The organism is Acinetobacter towneri (assembly GCF_001758345.1).
In the GTDB taxonomy this organism is placed as follows: domain Bacteria; phylum Pseudomonadota; class Gammaproteobacteria; order Pseudomonadales; family Moraxellaceae; genus Acinetobacter; species Acinetobacter towneri_A.
Genome location: NZ_MKQS01000019.1, coordinates 15,624 through 34,900, shown reverse-complemented (window position 1 = coordinate 34,900; position 19,277 = coordinate 15,624). Strand labels below are relative to the sequence as shown.

12 protein-coding genes are annotated in these 19,277 nt (G+C 42.5%); 5 read left to right on the top strand and 7 right to left on the bottom strand.

From position 1 onward, the window contains the following. Positions 1 to 5: 5 nt before the first annotated feature. Positions 6 to 1,091: a DUF475 domain-containing protein gene (locus BJN41_RS10355; RefSeq protein ID WP_070155039.1), complete on the bottom strand. Its 1,086-nt coding sequence runs from the start codon at positions 1,089 to 1,091 to the stop codon at positions 6 to 8. A 302-nt stretch (positions 1,092 to 1,393) separates the two neighbouring features. Here BJN41_RS10355 and tenA point away from each other — a divergent pair, with 302 nt between their 5' ends. Together tenA and uvrA are read left to right on the top strand one after the other, a co-directional pair. Further along, positions 1,394 to 2,068: a thiaminase II gene (tenA, locus tag BJN41_RS10350; protein WP_070155037.1), complete on the top strand. Its 675-nt coding sequence runs from the start codon at positions 1,394 to 1,396 to the stop codon at positions 2,066 to 2,068. A gap of 142 nt (positions 2,069 to 2,210) precedes the next feature. Continuing rightward, positions 2,211 to 5,045: an excinuclease ABC subunit UvrA gene (gene uvrA / locus BJN41_RS10345; protein ID WP_070155035.1), complete on the top strand. Its 2,835-nt coding sequence runs from the start codon at positions 2,211 to 2,213 to the stop codon at positions 5,043 to 5,045. A 122-nt stretch (positions 5,046 to 5,167) separates the two neighbouring features. On the opposite strand, the gene BJN41_RS10340 is transcribed toward uvrA, so the two are convergent. Beyond that, positions 5,168 to 6,871 carry a sensor domain-containing diguanylate cyclase gene (locus tag BJN41_RS10340; protein ID WP_026438109.1) on the bottom strand — a complete coding sequence of 568 codons (1,704 nt, stop codon included), beginning with the start codon at positions 6,869 to 6,871 and terminating at the stop codon, positions 5,168 to 5,170. Positions 6,872 to 7,973: 1,102 nt separating this feature from the next. Here BJN41_RS10340 and omp33-36 point away from each other — a divergent pair. After that, positions 7,974 to 8,891, top strand: coding sequence for a porin Omp33-36 (omp33-36, locus tag BJN41_RS10335; protein ID WP_074964465.1), 918 nt, complete (start codon positions 7,974 to 7,976; stop codon positions 8,889 to 8,891). Positions 8,892 to 8,982: 91 nt separating this feature from the next. On the opposite strand, the gene BJN41_RS10330 is transcribed toward omp33-36, so the two are convergent. The 3 genes from BJN41_RS10330 to BJN41_RS10320 all read right to left on the bottom strand — a co-directional run bounded on the left by BJN41_RS10330 (position 8,983) and on the right by BJN41_RS10320 (position 11,929). Continuing rightward, positions 8,983 to 9,681 (bottom strand): ion channel, encoded by a 699-nt coding sequence (locus BJN41_RS10330; RefSeq protein WP_019837148.1) that lies wholly within the window; start codon positions 9,679 to 9,681, stop codon positions 8,983 to 8,985. Positions 9,682 to 9,885: 204 nt separating this feature from the next. After that, positions 9,886 to 11,595 carry a cation acetate symporter gene (locus BJN41_RS10325; RefSeq protein ID WP_019837147.1) on the bottom strand — a complete coding sequence of 570 codons (1,710 nt, stop codon included), beginning with the start codon at positions 11,593 to 11,595 and terminating at the stop codon, positions 9,886 to 9,888. A gap of 1 nt (position 11,596) precedes the next feature. Next, positions 11,597 to 11,929 (bottom strand): DUF485 domain-containing protein, encoded by a 333-nt coding sequence (locus tag BJN41_RS10320; protein WP_019837146.1) that lies wholly within the window; start codon positions 11,927 to 11,929, stop codon positions 11,597 to 11,599. A 185-nt stretch (positions 11,930 to 12,114) separates the two neighbouring features. On the opposite strand from BJN41_RS10320, the gene BJN41_RS10315 reads away from it, so the two are divergent. Next, positions 12,115 to 15,606: a PAS domain-containing hybrid sensor histidine kinase/response regulator gene (locus BJN41_RS10315; RefSeq protein ID WP_019837145.1), complete on the top strand. Its 3,492-nt coding sequence runs from the start codon at positions 12,115 to 12,117 to the stop codon at positions 15,604 to 15,606. 535 nt (positions 15,607 to 16,141) lie between these two features. Beyond that, the gene (locus BJN41_RS10310; protein ID WP_019837144.1) at positions 16,142 to 16,909 is read left to right on the top strand and encodes a hypothetical protein; all 768 of its coding nucleotides are present in this window, start codon (positions 16,142 to 16,144) and stop codon (positions 16,907 to 16,909) included. 118 nt (positions 16,910 to 17,027) lie between these two features. On the opposite strand, the gene BJN41_RS10305 is transcribed toward BJN41_RS10310, so the two are convergent. Both BJN41_RS10305 and BJN41_RS10300 read right to left on the bottom strand, forming a co-directional pair. Then, positions 17,028 to 18,728, bottom strand: coding sequence for an NAD-dependent malic enzyme (locus tag BJN41_RS10305; RefSeq protein ID WP_070155033.1), 1,701 nt, complete (start codon positions 18,726 to 18,728; stop codon positions 17,028 to 17,030). 201 nt (positions 18,729 to 18,929) lie between these two features. Further along, on the bottom strand, positions 18,930 to 19,211 hold the full coding sequence (locus BJN41_RS10300; protein ID WP_019837142.1) for a DUF2798 domain-containing protein: 282 nt from the start codon (positions 19,209 to 19,211) through the stop codon (positions 18,930 to 18,932). Positions 19,212 to 19,277: the final 66 nt, after the last annotated feature.

Genomic DNA, 19,277 nt, shown 5'->3' with positions numbered 1-19,277 from the left:
TAGACTTAACCCGCTTTTGCCTGACGCTTTTTAAATTGAATAGATGCAATCACCGCCCAAACAATAAAGGCTACACCAATTAAACCTGTCACCACTTCTGGCACATGCAAGCCTGTACCGCTGGCAATCATAATAAAGGCTAAAGCACCAATCGCGTAGTGCGCACCGTGTTCAAGGTAAATATAGGCATCCAAGGTGCCTTTATCGACCAAATAAATCGTCATCGAACGCACGAAAATTGCACCAATCGCCAAGCCTAACATGATGATCACCACGTCAGAGGTGATTGCAAATGCACCAATGACACCATCAAAACTGAACGAGGCATCTAGCACTTCTAGATATAAAAAGCCGCCAATACCTGCTTTCACCACGCCTGTCGGTACGCCATTTTCGTCATGACGCACAGCATTGCCCTGTTCATCGACCTCTGGTTCACCGCCCAGCATGTGACTCAGCACTTGTACGCCAATATAAATCACGATGCCCCAAATACCCGCCATCGTCACCACAAGGCGCTTATCTTCCACCACATTGGCCGCCATGATTAACAAAGTCACTAAGGCCAAAAATACCGACATGGCAGGCACGCTTGCCAGATTGCTCAAACGACGCTCAAACCATCTAAACCAGTGCGTGTCTTTTTCATCATCCAAGAAAAAGTTTAGGAAAACCATCAACAAGAATGCGCCACCAAAAGCAGCAATTTCAGGGTGATGTGCCATCAGTTTAGCCGAATATTGCTTCGGATCATTCAATGCCAGTTGCACCACTTCCATCATGCCCATATCGGCAGTGACCGCCACAATGACCACAGGGAAAATTAAACGCATACCAAAAACTGCAATGATAATCCCCACGGTTAAAAACAGCATTTTCCAGAAATGATCCCAACCGCGCAGCACTGACGCATTCACCACCGCGTTATCAAACGACAACGACACTTCCATAATCGCCAAAATTGCGGTAATGGTTAGTGCGGTAAGCATGGTTTGCACACCTGCTTCTGGGCCATGGGTATAGCCCCAGTATGCAGATAGCGCAAGACACACAATCGAAAATACGATTGAGAAACCAAAATGTTTCATCATGAGAAACGACCTATCACTATATTTTGATCTGAACTTTTCATCTGCCGAATTTGTACGATCAACACAAAGTACAGTTTTATTAAGCTTTAACAGATGTAAAAATTCTGAAAGTTGAATTGCCCGAGTTTTAAATCGGACAAAAACTGAGAATGTAAAATTTTATGCTGCAATTATGACGCTTTTTTCTCAACTTCGGCAAAATTCTTCGTATGATTTTTGGTTTCCCGATCAGATACAGCGACAACCGTACTTTCCGTTCCCAAACTGCTATAGTGAAATGCAACGACATATAGGAATTTAGGATGCGCTTTTCTCAAGATGCTTGGCAACGTAACCTTGCCCTTTATCACAAGACGCTCGCGTTACCGTTTAATCAGGAATTGGCTCAAGGCACCTTGAGTAAAGCTGCCTTTGCGCATTATGTGATTCAAGATTCACATTACTTAATTGCCTACGGGCGCGCGCTGGCCGTCTGTGCAGCCAAAGCTTTTGATACAGATGATATTATTCAGTTCGCAGATGCAGCCAAAATTGCAATTGTGGTGGAACGTACCTTACATGACAGCTTTATGCAGGAGTTTGATATTTCCAAACAGGAATTTGAAAACACTCCGCTGACTCTTGCCTGCCATCATTACACCTCTTATTTAGTCGCAACCGCATGGTCAGAAAGCTATCCTGTGGTATTGGCATCACTACTGCCATGTTTCTGGATTTATGCCGAAGTTGGTAAAGATATCGTCAATAATTCTGCACCGAATAATCCGTATCAGGCATGGGTCGATACCTATTCAGGCGAGGAGTTCCACACTGCAGTCAATAATGTGATTCAAACCATTGACCGTGTTGCTGCGCGCTGTGATGCCGACACCCTTGAAAAAATGCACCACGCTTACACCAAAGCCGCAGAACTGGAATGGTTATTTTGGGACAGTGCCTACCATCAACGTCAGTGGCCAGGTTTAGATCAAGCTTAACTGCCGCCCTCACACACTGTATGGCGATCACCCCATACACTGCGACAAGCCATAACCGATAAAGCATGAAAAATAACACTTGAACACTTTTCATGCGCTATCATATATAGGTTTTTCATTTGCAAAATATCGAGAAGTTTTTATGAGCCAAAGTCATATCCGTATTCGAGGTGCACGTACCCATAACCTAAAAAACGTGAACCTTGATATTCCACGCGATAAATTTGTGGTAATTACGGGTTTATCTGGTTCAGGAAAATCTTCACTGGCATTTGATACCCTCTATGCCGAAGGGCAACGTCGTTATGTCGAATCTCTTTCTGCCTACGCACGCCAGTTTTTATCGCAAATGGAAAAACCCGAAGTCGATTCAATTGAAGGTCTAAGCCCTGCAATTGCTATTGAACAAAAGTCGACCAGTCATAACCCGCGTTCAACCGTGGGGACCATTACCGAAATTTACGACTATTTGCGTTTACTGTATGCACGTGTTGGTACACCGTACTGCCCTGAACATGATTTACCGATGGTCGCGCAAACCGTTTCAGAAATGGTCGATGCTGTAAAAGCACTAGAAGAAGGCACTGCCTTAATGCTCCTCGCGCCAGTAATTCGTGAGCGTAAAGGCGAATATGTGCATCTGTTTGAGCAACTACAAAGTCAGGGTTTTGTACGCGCCCGAGTGGATGGCGAAGTCATGGACATTGACCCACCACCAGAACTCGATAAAAAGAAAAAACATACCATTGAAGTGGTGGTAGACCGTTTTAAAGTCCGAGATGATTTGGGCAACCGTATTGCCGAAAGCTTTGAAACTGCACTGCGTTTAGGTGGCGATTTAGCCATTTTATCGTGGATGAATGCGGAACAACCTGATCGTATTTTTTCGGCCAAGCACTCTTGCCCGCAATGTGACCGTGCCGTGGCAGAACTTGAACCGCGCCTGTTCTCATTTAACAACCCTTTTGGCGCTTGTCCAACTTGTGATGGTTTGGGGACACGTAGCCATTTCAGTGCGGAAAAATTGATTCCAAACCCTGAACTGTCGATTAGTCAGGGCGCAATTCGCGGCTGGGACAGACAGCGTCCGTATTATTACAGCATGCTGGAAAAAGTCGCGGCACATTATGAACTCTCACTCGATACGGCATGGAATCAGCTGGACAGCGTGACACAAAAGAAATTCCTGTATGGCACAGGTAAAGACAAAATTGACCTGAGCTATACTGATGAACGTGGACGCCACCATAAACGTGTGATTGCGTTTGAAGGCGTGTTACCGCATTTAGAACGTCGTTACCGTGAAACCGAAAGTAATTATGTACGTGATGATTTGGCGCAGTATTTATCTAATGCTGCCTGTGATGCCTGCGGTGGTTCACGTTTAAATGAAATCTCTCGTAATGTCCGCGTGAAAGACAAAACCATTGCTCAAATTACCCAAATGTCGATTGGCGATGCCGAAGACTACTATCAAGGCTTAAATCTTGAAGGGGCCAAAGGTGAAGTCGCAGATAAAATCTTTAAAGAAATTCGTGAACGTCTGCACTTTTTAGTGTCGGTGGGTTTGAATTATTTAAGTCTGTCACGCTCCGCCGAAACTCTTTCAGGCGGTGAAGCACAACGTATCCGCTTGGCATCTCAAATTGGTGCGGGGCTTATGGGCGTGATGTATGTGCTAGATGAACCTTCAATTGGCTTGCACCAGCGTGACAATGATCGCCTGTTGGAAACCCTGATTCGTTTACGTGACTTGGGTAACACGGTGTTAGTGGTAGAACACGATGAAGATGCGATTCGCGCTGCCGACCATATTATTGATATTGGCCCAGGTGCAGGTGTGCATGGTGGACATATTATTGCCGAAGGCACCTATGCAGAACTGGCCGAACATGCAGACTCCCTAACAGGGCAATATCTATCGGGCAAATTAAAAATTGAAGTGCCGAAAACGCGCACCCAACCGCCATATCCCGAACAACAAATTAAGCTAATGGGCGCAGCAGGACATAACCTGAAAAAAGTGGATCTCACTTTGCCTTTAGGGGTAATGACTTGTGTCACAGGCGTGTCGGGTTCAGGAAAATCCACCTTAATTAACCGCACTTTATTGCCTTTGGCTGCAACTCAATTAAATGGTGCCACCACCTTAAACGCAGAAAAATTCGACTCGATTGATGGTCTACAATATTTAGATAAAGTTGTGGATATTGACCAAAGCCCAATTGGGCGAACGCCACGCTCGAACCCTGCGACCTATACAGGCTTGTTCACTCCAATTCGTGAACTGTTTGCGCAAACCCCTGAAGCCAAAGCACGTGGGTATGCAGCAGGTCGCTTCTCCTTTAACGTCAAAGGGGGACGCTGCGAGGCGTGTGAGGGCGATGGTATGATTAAAGTTGCCATGCACTTCTTGCCAGATATGTATGTGCCTTGCGATGCCTGTCATGGTAAACGCTATAACCGTGAAACTTTGGAAGTCAGTTATAAAGGTCGCAATATTTCTGATGTGTTGGAAATGACCGTTGAAGATGCCATGCATTTTTTTGATGCCATTCCTGTGATTCATCGTCGTTTGGAAACCTTAAATCAGGTGGGCTTGGGTTATATTCGCCTTGGACAATCTGCCACGACGTTATCTGGTGGAGAAGCACAGCGCGTGAAACTTGCGCGTGAACTGGCCAAGCGAGATACAGGCAAAACCTTGTATGTACTGGATGAGCCGACCACTGGTTTGCATTTCCATGACATTGCCAAATTGCTCGATATCTTGCATGAGCTACGCAATAAGGGTAATACCATTGTGGTGATTGAACACAATCTAGATGTGATTAAAACTGCAGACTGGATTGTCGATTTAGGTCCTGAAGGCGGTGCAGGCGGTGGACAAATCATTGCCGAAGGCACACCTGAAACTGTCGCAAAATCTAAAGTTTCGCACACGGCAAAATTCTTAAAACCAATGCTGAAAGGCTAAAATAGATGATTGCAGTTTTTGGCTCATTCAAATTTGAACCCATATTCAGCGTAAGGTTGCGCTGAATCTTTCAAGCGAGGCTTTTTTCATTTCGGAAATACCAGAAAGCCTGTGATTGTGACTTAGTCACCAGCAACAGCATTGCGCCCAAGTGCTTTGGCTCTAAATAAATGTTTATCGGCCTTTTTGAACAAGCTACTCCATGATACAGCACCCACCGCCACGCCCGCACTGACTGATATTTGAATATAATCATTTAGTTCTGGAATAAAAAATTCCTGATTCACAATATGACAGCGCAATTTATCTGCCAAATGTAGCGCCTCAGTGAATTCTATTTGCTCAATCAAAACCAAAAACTCATCGCCACCATAACGCACCACCAAGTCTGAAGCACGGACATGCGCCTTGAGCGTATCGGCAATACATTTTATAGCTTGGTCACCCACCACATGCCCGTAGGTATCGTTAATATGCTTGAATTTATCCACATCCAAAATAATCAGACCAGTTTTGGTCAATTTTTCAGGTCGATGTTCCAAATATTTGATGTATTCTTCAAGTGCCAAACGGTTGGAAACACCCGTTAAAACATCGGTATTGGCAATATTACGCAGCTGAAATTCTAAAATATCACGTTGCTCTAGGCGTTGTTTTAGTTTTTGAATGGCCTCCAAAAGTGTTACTTTGTCTGGATTTTGCGTACCATGAGCTTCATGATCATAAGCTGCCAAGCGCAAAATTTGGTTGCGTGCCTGAATTAAAGGAATAAATACCTTCGAACGCGCATAGACCATGGTAAAAATAGCAGCCATCAAAGAAATTAATGCGACCACCAAAGTTAAAACAAGTTTTTGCTGCGCTTTGATATAATCTTTTTTAGCTAAGTTCAAACTATAATCTAACAAGTAATTTTGTAAGTCGACCACGGTGCTAAATTTATTCACCATAACTTCGGTCAATTGTGTGCCTGTCAAAGAATAAGCTTCATCCTGTAAGCTCTGCTCCATCAGCTGCTTTACGATTGGAATCCCTTGATCTAAAAACTCAGTCTTTAAGCGATGATGTAAAGCTGTATATTCAGGCACTTTATGTGCTTCAGGCAAAATCGTATGCACCAAGTCCCATAAATGATAAGCTTGACGCTGGTTTTGTAAGGAGTTAGCTAAGTTTTCCGCGGGAATTTTTTCACCAAAAGTGATGGCAGCCATAATATTCGATGCGACTCGCCCAGCTTGATCACGCAATTCCGATAAAATAAAAATCACACTATAATAAGTTGATGCACGCGAATCTTTGCCCACAGAATCTAGCATCACATGCTTCAATACATACTGAGAACTATCCCAAGCAGCAAACATTTTCTGAATCGCATGATCCAATTGAGCTGAACTGCGAGAAGACTGAGGAGTTGCAGCATAAGCATCTACCGCATCACGTCCCTCTTTTAACGAAGATTTTAATTGAAGTGACAAATGCTGCGCATGCGGAATAAAACCCTTGCTTTTGAGTAGTTGAGTAGTTTCTTCGATTTGCTGATCAACATTAGCCCGATAGCGTTTTAATTCTTCAATATATTCTGCTCTTTTCTCGGGCGTACTCGACATGACTTGATTGGCTGGCGCACGCTCACGTGAAATATTATTGGTCAGCTCAGCTACATTACGCAAAACAGAAACTTCGATTAAAGCTCGCTCAGCTCTTTTATAACTTTGATAACTATTCACAATTGAAGGAACAGAAATAAAAAGTAATGACACGATAATAATGATCATCGAAATGCACAATCGCTGACTGATATGTTCTGAGCGCAACTTCATCATCATGCTAAGTTTCACCTACGTCATTATTACTGTGCAAAATCGTGAACTTGATCACCAAATCGGCGCCTATATTACATGAATACCCCTTAAAATACTTACCAAAAAGATAATTAATTCAGTTAGATTTTAGTTTAAACGGCAAATATGGCAGCTAAATTGGGCTAATATTTCAGACCTGTCTGACTCGATCAGCTCACTCAAGAAAACTTCCAAGCGCATACCCATGAGCCATTTGCTTAAAACGACAAATACAAAATAATGGTTCAACATGCAAAAAATATTTTACAGATGCAACATTTAGGTGCATAATGCACCTCATTAGGGCGAATTTAGTTTTTACTCAGCAGAAAACTAAATTTACCCGCATATTTGGCGCAAAATCCCAGTTTTTGAAAGAAAACTGGGATTTTTTTATGGGGTTTAATTTTTTACACAGATATATTGCACTGTATTGGTGCGGTAATAAAATGACACTGCTTTTTTAGTTGCAAAAAAAACCCAACCTTGGGGAAAGTTGGGCAGATAAAACGAAACATTTATGGAGAATTAGATCATACTACGAGATCAAGCAAGCTCAAGATTTGAAAGATAAATTACGAGATAAGTTACATAATTTTCAAACCTGACTTGAGTAGTAGGTCTTCAAGCTGCAATTATGAAATAAATCACAGTTATTGTAAAGCTTAGCTAACTAGTCTGATTTATTTTTATACAAATATTAAAATTTAATGTGACTAAACTCACATTAATTCAAATATTCCACTCAAATTCAGTCTAAACAAGCCTTCTTTATTGCTTGTTTTTTACCCAAATATCATGATTTCACCCTAAAACAGGTGAATTTTTCCGTTATTCTTCACATTCCAAGAATTATTATTAAAGATAATTTCAATAAAACTGATCGATTAATCCAATTAATGCTTTGCTTATTATTTCTACTTTTGTTGCAAAAACGAACATATCGACTTGTTAACCATACAGTTTTTAGGTTGACAGCAAAAATTTTATTTGAATATTTTTTAAACAACAAAGTCAATTGGACTTAATTCTTAAATAAAGTCCTTTTAGTTCATTGACTTAATAATTTGTTACACTAAAATGATCAATGTTTCATCCATTTTTAACAAAACTGGTAACTATCATGAAAAAACTCGGTTTAGCCACTGCATTATTATTAGCCATGACCGGTGCTCAAGCGTACCAATTCGAAGTTCAAGGTCAATCTGAATACATCGACAATACAGTAAATGATAAGAATTTCACTGGCGCTGTTCAAGGTACTTACTACTTCAAAAATGTTGATGCGACTAAAGGTCCATTGGCTGAAGCTGCGTTCTTAAACCAAGCTTCTAACTTCTCTTTAGCATACAACTATGGTGAATACGATGTAGATGCTGTAGATGAAGATTTCGTATCTCATGTTTATGGTGCTAAAGCTGAAGCGTATGTACCAACTAAGCTTGTACCTGTTTATGCAAGTGCAGCATATAGCCATACAATTAATGACAGCAAAAATAACCTTAAATCTGATGACCAAGGTGACCGTTATGCTTTAGAACTTGGTGCAGTAGTAGCGCCTAACTTCTTGGTTGCTGTAGGTTATACAAGCGTTGCCGATCAATATTCTTTAGATGCTTTCAATATCCTTGCTAATGGTGTTGCTAAAGCAGCGCTTGAGTCAGACACAATCGATCAAGACCAAGACGCAATCACTGCACGTACAAAATATGTAGGCGCAATTGACGGCACCAATATGGCTGTTGGTTTTGAAGCAGGTCTTGTATATGGTGAAGATACTATGTACAACTTAAAAACTGATCTTTACTTAACACCAGCACTTAGCGTGGGTGCTTCTTATGCAGAAACAAGTGCTAATACTGATGTCGATTCTGCTTGGGGCGCGAACGTAAACTACTTCATCACTCCTGCAGTTGCTGTAGGTGCTAGCTATGTAAATGCGAATGCTGTTGGTGTAGCTCGTGACACTCAAACTGTTGGTGTAAACGCTAAATTCCGTTTCTAATTTCACATTAGATACTGAGGTTAAAAAAGACGCTCATCTGAGCGTCTTTTTTTATGCCTGAAATATTTCATGAAAAAATTGAACTGCTATTTCACTCAGATGAATCATCATGGTGATGATGCGGTAAGTGGCGAATGTATTGCAATGCGATTAAACGTGACACGATCAATGCCAAATACATCACGCCACAGAACATTTGCAACATGGCAATCACCCGTGCTTCTGGGCTGATCGGTATAAGATCAGATAAGCCTGTCGCAGACTGCAAACTAAAACTCAGAAACAGCAAGTCTAGCCAGCTTTGCATGCCTATAACATTTGGATTCTGAAAACTCTGTGGAATCAATATCTGGCAAATGCTATATAAAAAGGCAAATCCCCAAGCAATTAAAGTAAAGACTGCTGCCGCAGCAAACAACTCATCTTTGGTTAAATAGCGATCATGAAACATATAGCGCAATAAACCATAAGCAGCACTAAAATATGCAGCCGCTTCGCAGGCATGACTCAGTACCAATACCAGCGGATGCCGCACCCCCAATAAAATCAATACTGAAAAAAATAGTGCAGCATATACAAAACTTAGTCCCAGCACACTCAGCATAGGAGTCTGACGAATAACTTTAGCAATCAATAACAAGACCAGTACGCCGACCATCCATGTTATGACTTTATAGGGCATGTTGTGCTGTGAAAAGAGTGAAAGTAGCAAAATCACAAACTGCAAAAACAACAGCCATGCCGAAGGCAAGACCTGAAACCTTTTCCAGACATTGTCTAATATGTACATATATCTGCTGCCTATTCTTTTTATATTGCATCCAACATAGCAGCTTATTTAGTCATGTAATGCAATCACTCTGTATCAAAATTGCATATCTCAATAACCGTATCCATAAATACTCAAAATATTTATCGGCATGCTTACCCAAGCCAACAGGCAGACATAAAAAAAGTCCCATGACTGGGACTTTTTTTTGGGGTGTTTCAGACCTTAGTGGTCAGATGCACCTGAGATACCAATACCAGTTTGTGAGCGTACGAACTGTGCATCGAATGCTTTACGTTCAGCTTGTGCTTGCGCAGAGTTGTCAGTGATAGAGAACAACCAGCAGCAGAAGAATGAAAGTGGCATTGCAAAGATCGCAGGACCATTGAATGGATTGATTGGTGTGTCAGAAATTTGCAGCGTATCTACCCAAACTGCTTTAGACAATACAATCAAGGTGACTGCTGAAACTAAGCCTGCTACCCCACCAATCACTGCACCGCGAGTCGTTAAGCCTTTCCAGTACATAGACAATACAAGTACTGGGAAGTTTGCACATGCTGCTACAGAGAATGCTAAACCGACCATAAACGCAACGTTTTGTTTCTCGAAAAGAATACCCAAGATCATTGCGAAGATAGCTAAGCCTAAAGTTGCAATTTTAGACATGCGAAGTTCAGATTCAGGAGTCGTTTGACCTTTCTTGAATACGTTAGCATACAAGTCGTGAGAGATTGCTGAAGCACCAGACAATGTCAAACCAGCTACAACCGCAAGAATTGTTGCGAATGCTACCGCTGAAATGAAGCCCATGAACAAGTCACCGCCAACTGCGTCAGACAAGTGCACCGCAGCCATGTTGTTACCACCAACAAGTTCTAACTTGCCAGTCACTGCCATTTTCGCAACATCAAGGAATTGTGGGTTGTTTGATACATAAAGGATCGCACCAAAACCAATGATGAAGGTTAATAAGTAGAAGTAACCAATGAAACCTGTTGCTACAACTACTGATTTACGTGCTTCTTTCGCGTCTTTTACTGTGAAGAAACGCATCAAGATATGTGGTAAACCTGCAGTACCGAACATTAACGCAAGACCAAGTGAGATTGCATCAATTGGGTTAGACGCTAAATTACCAGGACCCATAATGTTTGCAGCATCTGCCAAGCTCAAGTCATGTACTTTAGAGAATACTTGGATCGATTGCTCGAACATGTTAGTGAAACTGAAGCCCACACCTTTCATTACCATGAAGGCCATGAAAGTTGCACCTGAAAGTAACATCACCGCTTTGATGATCTGTACCCAAGTTGTTGCCAACATACCACCGAACATTACGTAAGCCATCATGAGTAGACCCACGATTACTACCGCAAGGTTGTAGTTCAAACCAAAGAGTAGTTTGATTAACTGGCCCGCACCTACCATCTGTGCAATCAGATAGAACGCAACCACAACAAGTGAACTGAATGCTGCAAGGGTACGTACCGGCTTTTCAGCTAGACGGAACGATACCACGTCAGAAAGGTTATATTTACCTAAGTTACGTAAACGTTCAGCAATCAAGAACAATACAATTGGCCAGCCCACCATGAAGCCCAGTGAATATAGCAAGCCATCAAAGCCTGACATAAACACCATTGCGGAAATACCGAGGAACGATGCTGCTGACATATAGTCACCTGCAATCGCTAGACCATTTTGGAAACCAGAAATACCACCGCCTGCGGTATAGAAGTCCTTAGTGCTCGTAGTTTGCTTCGCTGCCCATTTAGTAATGAACAAAGTTGCGCCAACGAAAATCAAGAACATAATAATTGCTGGCCAGTTGGTTGGCTGCTGTTCTGCTGCACCTAAATCTGGTCCTGCAAATGCCATACCTGACATTAATACAGTAGACGCAGCCAGTGCTTTCAATGAATTCCATTTCATCTTAGTGCGGTCCTTTCTCATGTGTAATTGCTTCAACTTCACGCATCGCTTCTTCATTCAATTGGTCAAGTTTGCTATTCGCAATTGATGCGTAAACCGCACATAAAATGAAAGATAAAACGATAATGCCCAGACCCAGTGGAATACCCCAAGTCGTCACACCGCCAGAAATTGAACTCAATAAAAATTCTTTGTTATAGCCCACTAAAAGCATAAAACCTACGTACACAAACAACATGATTGCTGTTAATGTCCAGCTTAGGTTACTTTTTCTGCGAACCATTTCTTTGAATTTTGGGTTTTGTAGAATACGATCTACTTGTACCTCATCCATAACCTGCTCCTTAAAGCGCCCTGCCTTAGGCGCAAATTTTTAATTCGAATTATTTCGAACTTAAAATTAACAATGTTGAGCCTCATTTGCAATTTAGACTTTGGTCGCTAAAAAAATGATCAACCTCATCGCAAAGGCTATGGAATAGGCTATCATAGCCCTATTGTCGATACTTTTAAGGCATCATGAACAGCTGGCTCATTATGGGGGTTTTAGCCCTCTATATCGCATTACTTTTTATTTGTGCTTTCTATGGGGAAAAACATGCCAGTCGTTTAAGCTCACGTGGGCGCATGCTCATGTTCAGCTTAACTTTAGGGGTGTATTGTTCATCATGGACTTTTTATGGCGCAACGGGCGCAGCCGTTCGTGAAGGGATCATTTTTTTACCAATTTATTTAGGACCATTACTGTTTGTCGCTGTTGGTTATGATATTTGGCGACGTTTAGGTCGCGTACGACAACACCACGCCATTTCATCTATTGCTGACTTTGTTGCCGCACGTTATGGGAAAAGTGGACCTCTGGCATCACTGGTCACAATTTTGGCAGTGATTGCAATTATTCCTTATTTGGCTCTGCAATTACGTGCAATTGCGCTTAGTGCCGCAGTGATTTTGGATCAAAGCAATAATGTCGAAAGTACCACCAATGCGGTGTTATTCCTCACAGGTTTATTGGCTATTTTAGCTATGCTATTTGGTACCCGACAAATTGCCAATACCGAACAACACGGCGGCTTAATGCTCGCGGTTGCCTTTGAATCCTTTGTTAAATTATTTGCCCTGCTTGCTGTGGCTTTCTTCTTTATATTTGAAGCCCCCGACAATATTCACCAAATTGCCAACGATGTCTCTATTACCTTTCATGAAGTGCAGCTGTTTGGGGTGCCTGAAACCTTCTGGGTTCAAACCTTATTGGCGGCCTTAGCAATAATTTGTTTGCCGCGTCAGTTTCACGTTGCTGTGGTCGAACTGCGCGATGAAAAACATATTCGAGGTGCGCGTCGTTGGTTTGCCGTTTATCTGATTTTAACCACCATTGCGATTGTTCCCATTGCCAGTTGGGCTTTGCATGCAGCTCCGCAATATTTAGCCATCCCCGATGTGGCGGTATTGTCTTTACCACTTAGCTATAACCAGGACTGGCTGACGCTGTTAGCGTTCTTAGGGGGATTCTCGGCCTCGACAGGCATGCTGTTGGTATCTTCGGTAGCACTGTCAATCATGTTGAGTAATGATCTGATCATGCCTGCCTTGTGGCGCATGGGCATTTTTTCACGCCATGACAAGCGTTTGCCTTTGGTGTTGAAAGTCACCCGACGCATTTGTATTTTAGCGGTGATGCTGCTTGGCTTCCTGTTCTTCAATTTCTTTAACGATATTGATCAGCTTTCTGTGTTTGGCTTGTTGGCCTTTAGTGCAGTGGCGCAATTCTCCCCTGCCCTGATTGGGGGGTTATATTGGCGTGGTGGCAGTAAACAGGGCGTTTATGCAGGCTTAATTGTTGGTTTTGCGATGTGGGCCTATACCCTGCTACTTCCGACTATTTTACGCAGCCTGCCAAGTCAGTTCAGCGAGTTTACCCGTGAGTTTTTATTGCTTGGGCCTTTGGGCATCAACTGGTTACGCCCTGAATCCTTGCTTGGCTTTGAATCTTTTGCACCGCTCACACACGGGGTCGTTTGGGCGCTCGGTTTAAATATATTGTTATACATTTGGGTGTCACGTATTTTTCGCCCAAGTGTGGCAGAACAAATTCAGGCCGAAAGTTTCTTTTATTATGAGACCAAACCTTTGCCAACTCAGAACATGAGTAATGAGGTCAGCTATTCACATCAGGATGTGGCACGTTTAAAAGTAGGCGATTTAATCACACTTGCAAAACGCATTACAGGCGAATCTCCAGCCCGACAAGCCTTTGAGCAGTTTAGTCAGCAAAATAATGTGGTGCTGAATGAAAACGCAAACGCCAACGGCATGTGGTGGCGTTTTACCGAACAATATTTGGCAGGTACTATTGGTGCAGCATCTGCGCGTACCTTACTCACCACCGCCATGGTCAATAATGGACTCGCTTTAGGGCAAGTTGCGAACATTCTTGACCAAGCCTCGCAATGGCAACGCTTTAACCAAAACCTAATCATGACCATGATAGACCACATGACCCAAGGCGTGAGTGTGGTCGATGAAAATATGTGTTTGGTGGCATGGAATAATCAATACCTTAAACTATTTGATTATCCTAAAGATATTGTCTACGTCGGTTGCCCAATTGCCGACTTGATTCGCTATAACGCAGAACGGGGTGAATGTGGCCCGGGCTCGATTGAAGAACACGTGCGTAAGCGTATTCACTGGATGAAACTGGGCAGCGCACATGAATTTGAACGCATTCGTAAAGATGGTCGTGTGATTCAAATGCGTGGTAATCCAATTGAAGGCGGTGGTTTCGTGACCACCTTTGCCGATATTACCTCCTTCCGTGAAAACGAAGCGGTACTTGAAGCACGGGTACAAGATCGCACGCAACAATTGGCCGATGCTTTGGCCGAGCAGCAATTGGCACGTGAACAAGCCGACAAAGCCAATATGTCCAAAAGCCGCTTTATTGCCGCTGCCAGTCATGACTTATTACAGCCGATGCATGCGGCACGCTTGTTCAGTACGGCTTTAGAACAAAGCATTCAGTCCGATGAAGACCGTAAAACCTTACAGCAACTGGATCGTGCCTTGCATGGTGCAGAAAGTATGATTTCGGCCTTGCTGGATATTGCCCGTTTGGAAGGCGGTACAATTCAGCCGAAACGTCAGGCTTATCCATTACATGACTTACTGAGTGATTTAAGCCTGCAATTTAAATCTATTGCGGCACAACGTGGCATTGAATTTCGTGTGCATGATGTACCGTTCTGGATTGACACTGACCCGCAATGGATTCGTCGTATTATTCAAAACTTTGTCAGCAATGCGCTGCGCTATACCGCCAAAGGGCGTGTGGTGGTTGGGGTATTACGTTCTGCAGAACAACTACAACATATTCGGATTGGGGTGTGGGATACAGGTCCAGGTATTGCCGAAGAACAACGTATTAAACTGTTTCAGGAATTTGAGCGTTGTGGACATACTTCACCTTGGGGTGAGCAAGGTCTAGGTCTTGGATTGGCGATTGTGCATCGTATGACCCGTTTATTGAACTACCCTGTGCATGTCTATTCAGAATTGGGCAAAGGCTCATGCTTTATGATTGAAGTGCCGATTGTCGAAGCACCAAAAGTGGTGGCGGCACCTGTGCAAGTGGTGCCATTGAAATCCAAAGCCTACAAGATTTTATGTTTAGACAATGATGAAACCATTTTGGAAGGTATGGCGACTCTACTAAGTAAATGGGGCTATCATGTATTTAAAGCCACCGAACCTGAACAAGCAATTGAGTTGATTCAACGTGAGCATATTCAAGTTTGGTTAATCGATCAGCACTTAAATGACGATAAAATCGGTTTAGATTTCATTTTGGAACATCGTCAGGCTGATGTTCCTGTGGCGTTAATTACAGCAGACTCTGATCCAGAATTGCCACAGCGTTTAAAAGACCTCAATATCATCCTGCTGAAAAAACCGTTAAAACCAGCATCACTGCGCTCTTGGTTATCGGGTCTGAAAATTTCAGCCACTTGATTCAGCTATCTGGCTTTGGTTAATTTTGGCGTTCATCTCTCAGAGATAAAACTGCGATGAGAGCACTAACCTAGTTACATTTTCTGGTTTGGTTACATTTAGCAGTCTGATGACAAGACTTCACTTTACATAGTGAAATATAGGTACAGTGAAAATCCAACACATGTGCTGTGAATATTGACAGTAATTGACCTGATCCGGCACATCAATTGACCAAAGCTTTCAAAAAACACTCGGTTCTAATTCGATACAATTCACATTAAATATCATGATCAGATTCACTATGGCAAAGCCTTACGAAGTTGTAAGCAAATACACCCAAACTTGCTTACAATTTTTTTAATTGGCGATTTTATAAAGGCTTTTCCAAGCGGACTCGCTCTTATTAGACTTTAGTCTTATACACTCGTTGATGATCTACGCGCATAACTAAGTACAAGAAATGATCAGCGCGTTCATCTCTAAACCACATCCAAATAAAATGCTCGCCCCATCAGCGTTGATCGACCTATTTTCACGTTTTAGGAAGAATCTCATGAATACCGTGAACTCTGAACAGCAGCTTGCAGAACAAACACAGCAACTCCATCGTCAATATGGCGTGAATGCGATTTTGCCCGAAATTCATTGGGATCGTCTGTTTCAAAACAGCAAGCTCCAAGCTCCCCACCTACAAGCACTAAATACCCTGTATCAAACCGCAGTGCCCTTAGCCCTGCAAGTTTTTGAGGAACTCAATTTTGATGTGTTTCGTCCTGCCGCATATCAACCACAAGGTTTAGGTCTGTTTGACAAGCTTGCAGCACAAGAGCAGCCATTACTGGATGTTTTGGAACAAGAAGCGCAAGGCTTGGATCAAAGCACGCGCCAACATATTTGGAGTATGTTATTACGTGGTGGTGCTGTATTGGTCTTTAAAGCATGGTTAGGTAAAGTCAAAACAGATGAAGCACAACTCGATACAGCTCAATTTGATGAATTGTCCGATTTACTGTTCATTAAAACCTCACCTTTTGAATTGGCAGAACGCTTAAAGGTCGATGCGCATGCACCCACTGAACATATTTTTCTACTGTATGGCAATGACGTGTATTTAGACCGTTTTAACAGTCTTGAAACTGCAGCCTTATTTGTCGATTTAGGCGTGTATGACGCTGCATTTTTAAGCCTGAGAGATGACCACGTTGCGAAATACCTGATTAGACAAGGCTATGTCAGTGAGCAACAAATTGATGAGTTGCAATGTGCCTTAAATCCTTTGAATTGTGCCGATTTAAATCCAAAGCAGAACTATATTGCTTAGGGTCAGTTGAAGACTTAGATTCCAAGTGATCACATCACCAACACCTTTTCAAATAAAAACAAGGCGTGCAATTGGCACGCCTTGTTTTCTTTGATTAACAATACCACTAGATTTTTGCTTAAAACGTCACACGCTTATAATCACGATATTCAGGCTTCCAGAAATTCGCTTCAATTGCCTGTTGTAAAGCTTCGTCATCTAACACAGGTGCGACGCCTGCATCCATTGCAGCTTTTGCCACCTTAAAAGCAATAAACTTAGAAACTTGCTGAATTTCATTTAAATCTGGCAACAAATCTGCATTCGGGTCTTTCAACAATGGCGAACAATCTGCCAAAGCATTACTTGATGCAATGAGCATGCTATCAGTCACCCGCGTTGCACCTGCAGCAATCACGCCTAAACCAATGCCCGGGAAAATATAAGAGTTATTGCACTGCGAAATATTATAAATTTTGCCCTGATAATTCACTGGCTCAAATGGACTGCCTGTGGCAATCAGTGCCTTACCTTCCGTCCATTCCAAAATATCGGCAGGAAACGCTTCGACTTGTGAGGTTGGATTCGAAAGTGGCAATACAATTGGACGCTCGCAGTTGGCAGCCAAGGCTTTAATCACCTCTTCAGTAAATAAACCCGGTTGACCTGACACGCCTATGAGTACGGTTGGTTTGGCATGCTGAATCACATCCAATAATGAAATAATGCCTTCTGCATTGCCCCAACCTGTGACACGTTCCGTGCTTTGTGCCAGTTTGCTTTGGAAGTCGAGTAAGTTCGGCTGATTATCGGTAAACAAGCCATAACGGTCTACCATAAATATGCGAGCGCGCGCTTCAGCATCGCTTAGACCTTCGACCACCATTTGCGCCACAATTTGCTCGGCAATACCACAACCTGCCGAACCTGCGCCCAAGAAGGCAATGGTTTGATCTTTCAATTGTTTGCCCGCAGCCCGTGATGCTGCAATTAAACTGCCCACAGAAACTGCTGCCGTACCCTGAATATCATCATTAAAACAGCAAATTTGATCACGATATTTGTTTAATAACGGCATGGCATTTTTCTGAGCAAAATCTTCAAATTGAATTAATGCCTTTGGCCATCGACGTTTCACCGCATTTAGTACTTGATCAACAAATTGATAATATTCCTCACCATTGATACGCGGCTGATTCCAGCCCATATAAATTGGGTCATTCAGCAATTGCGGGTTATTGGTACCAACATCGAGGGTAATGGGCAAGGTATAGGCAGGGCTAATACCACCACAAGCGGTATATAAAGACAGTTTCCCAATTGGAATGCCCATGCCACCAATGCCCTGATCACCCAGACCTAAAATACGTTCTCCATCGGTAATCACAATCACTTTGACATTCTTTTTATTGATGTTTTGCACAATATCGTCAATGTGGGCGCGGTCAGGGTACGAAATAAAAATACCACGATGACGGCGATAAATATCGGAAAAACGCTGACATGCCTCACCCACCGTTGGGGTATAAATAATCGGCATCATCTCACTCAAATGCTGCTCGATTAAGTGATAAAACAGGGTTTCATTGGTGTCTTGAATATTGCGTAAATAAATATGTTTGTTGATGGCATCACTAAAAGCACAATATTGCTGATAAGAACGCTGGGTTTGCTCTTCAATATTTTCAATTACATGCGGAATTAAACCATGCAGGTTAAAACGAGTACGTTCTTCTTCAGAAAATGCAGAACCTTTGTTTAATAAAGGCAGTTCTAAAAGGCTGTTGCCAGCATAGGGAATATATAAAGGACGTTTTTGCTGCAGATTTGCGGTGGTCATTGTTCATCTCATTCTAAATCAGTTGCGAATGGCGCATGGATTGAGATACGCCATCAGACATCTGACTAGCTTAGCTCCTTTTGCAGTAAAGGAGGCATTTAGAAGTTTGATAACCAAATCTGAATGATTTTTATTTCTGATAACCGTATGTTTTTGAGTACGACGTTCTTTGAATCAACCTAAACAGAGAACAGATCACGATTATTTCGGTGGCTGTAAAGGTGACATATCGACAATCAGGCTAGTGAATTTACGTACCATTGGCAAAACAAACAGCACCACTGGAAAAGCAAAAGCCCAAGAAATCATCCAGTTATTGAACCAGAGTGCAAAAAAACCATCAATCCAGCCTAAATTACGAATCATATTGATAAAGGAAATGATGCCACTCATCAAACACGATAAAAAGAAAGGAATCACCACGGTGGCCCATTTCATAGGTAACTTGGGTACATTGCCAAAAATCATTGCACGTTGTTTCATGCCATCGCCTTTTGCCTGACGTTATTGGCGGATACTATGCCATGAATTGCTTAGAGAAAGGATGAT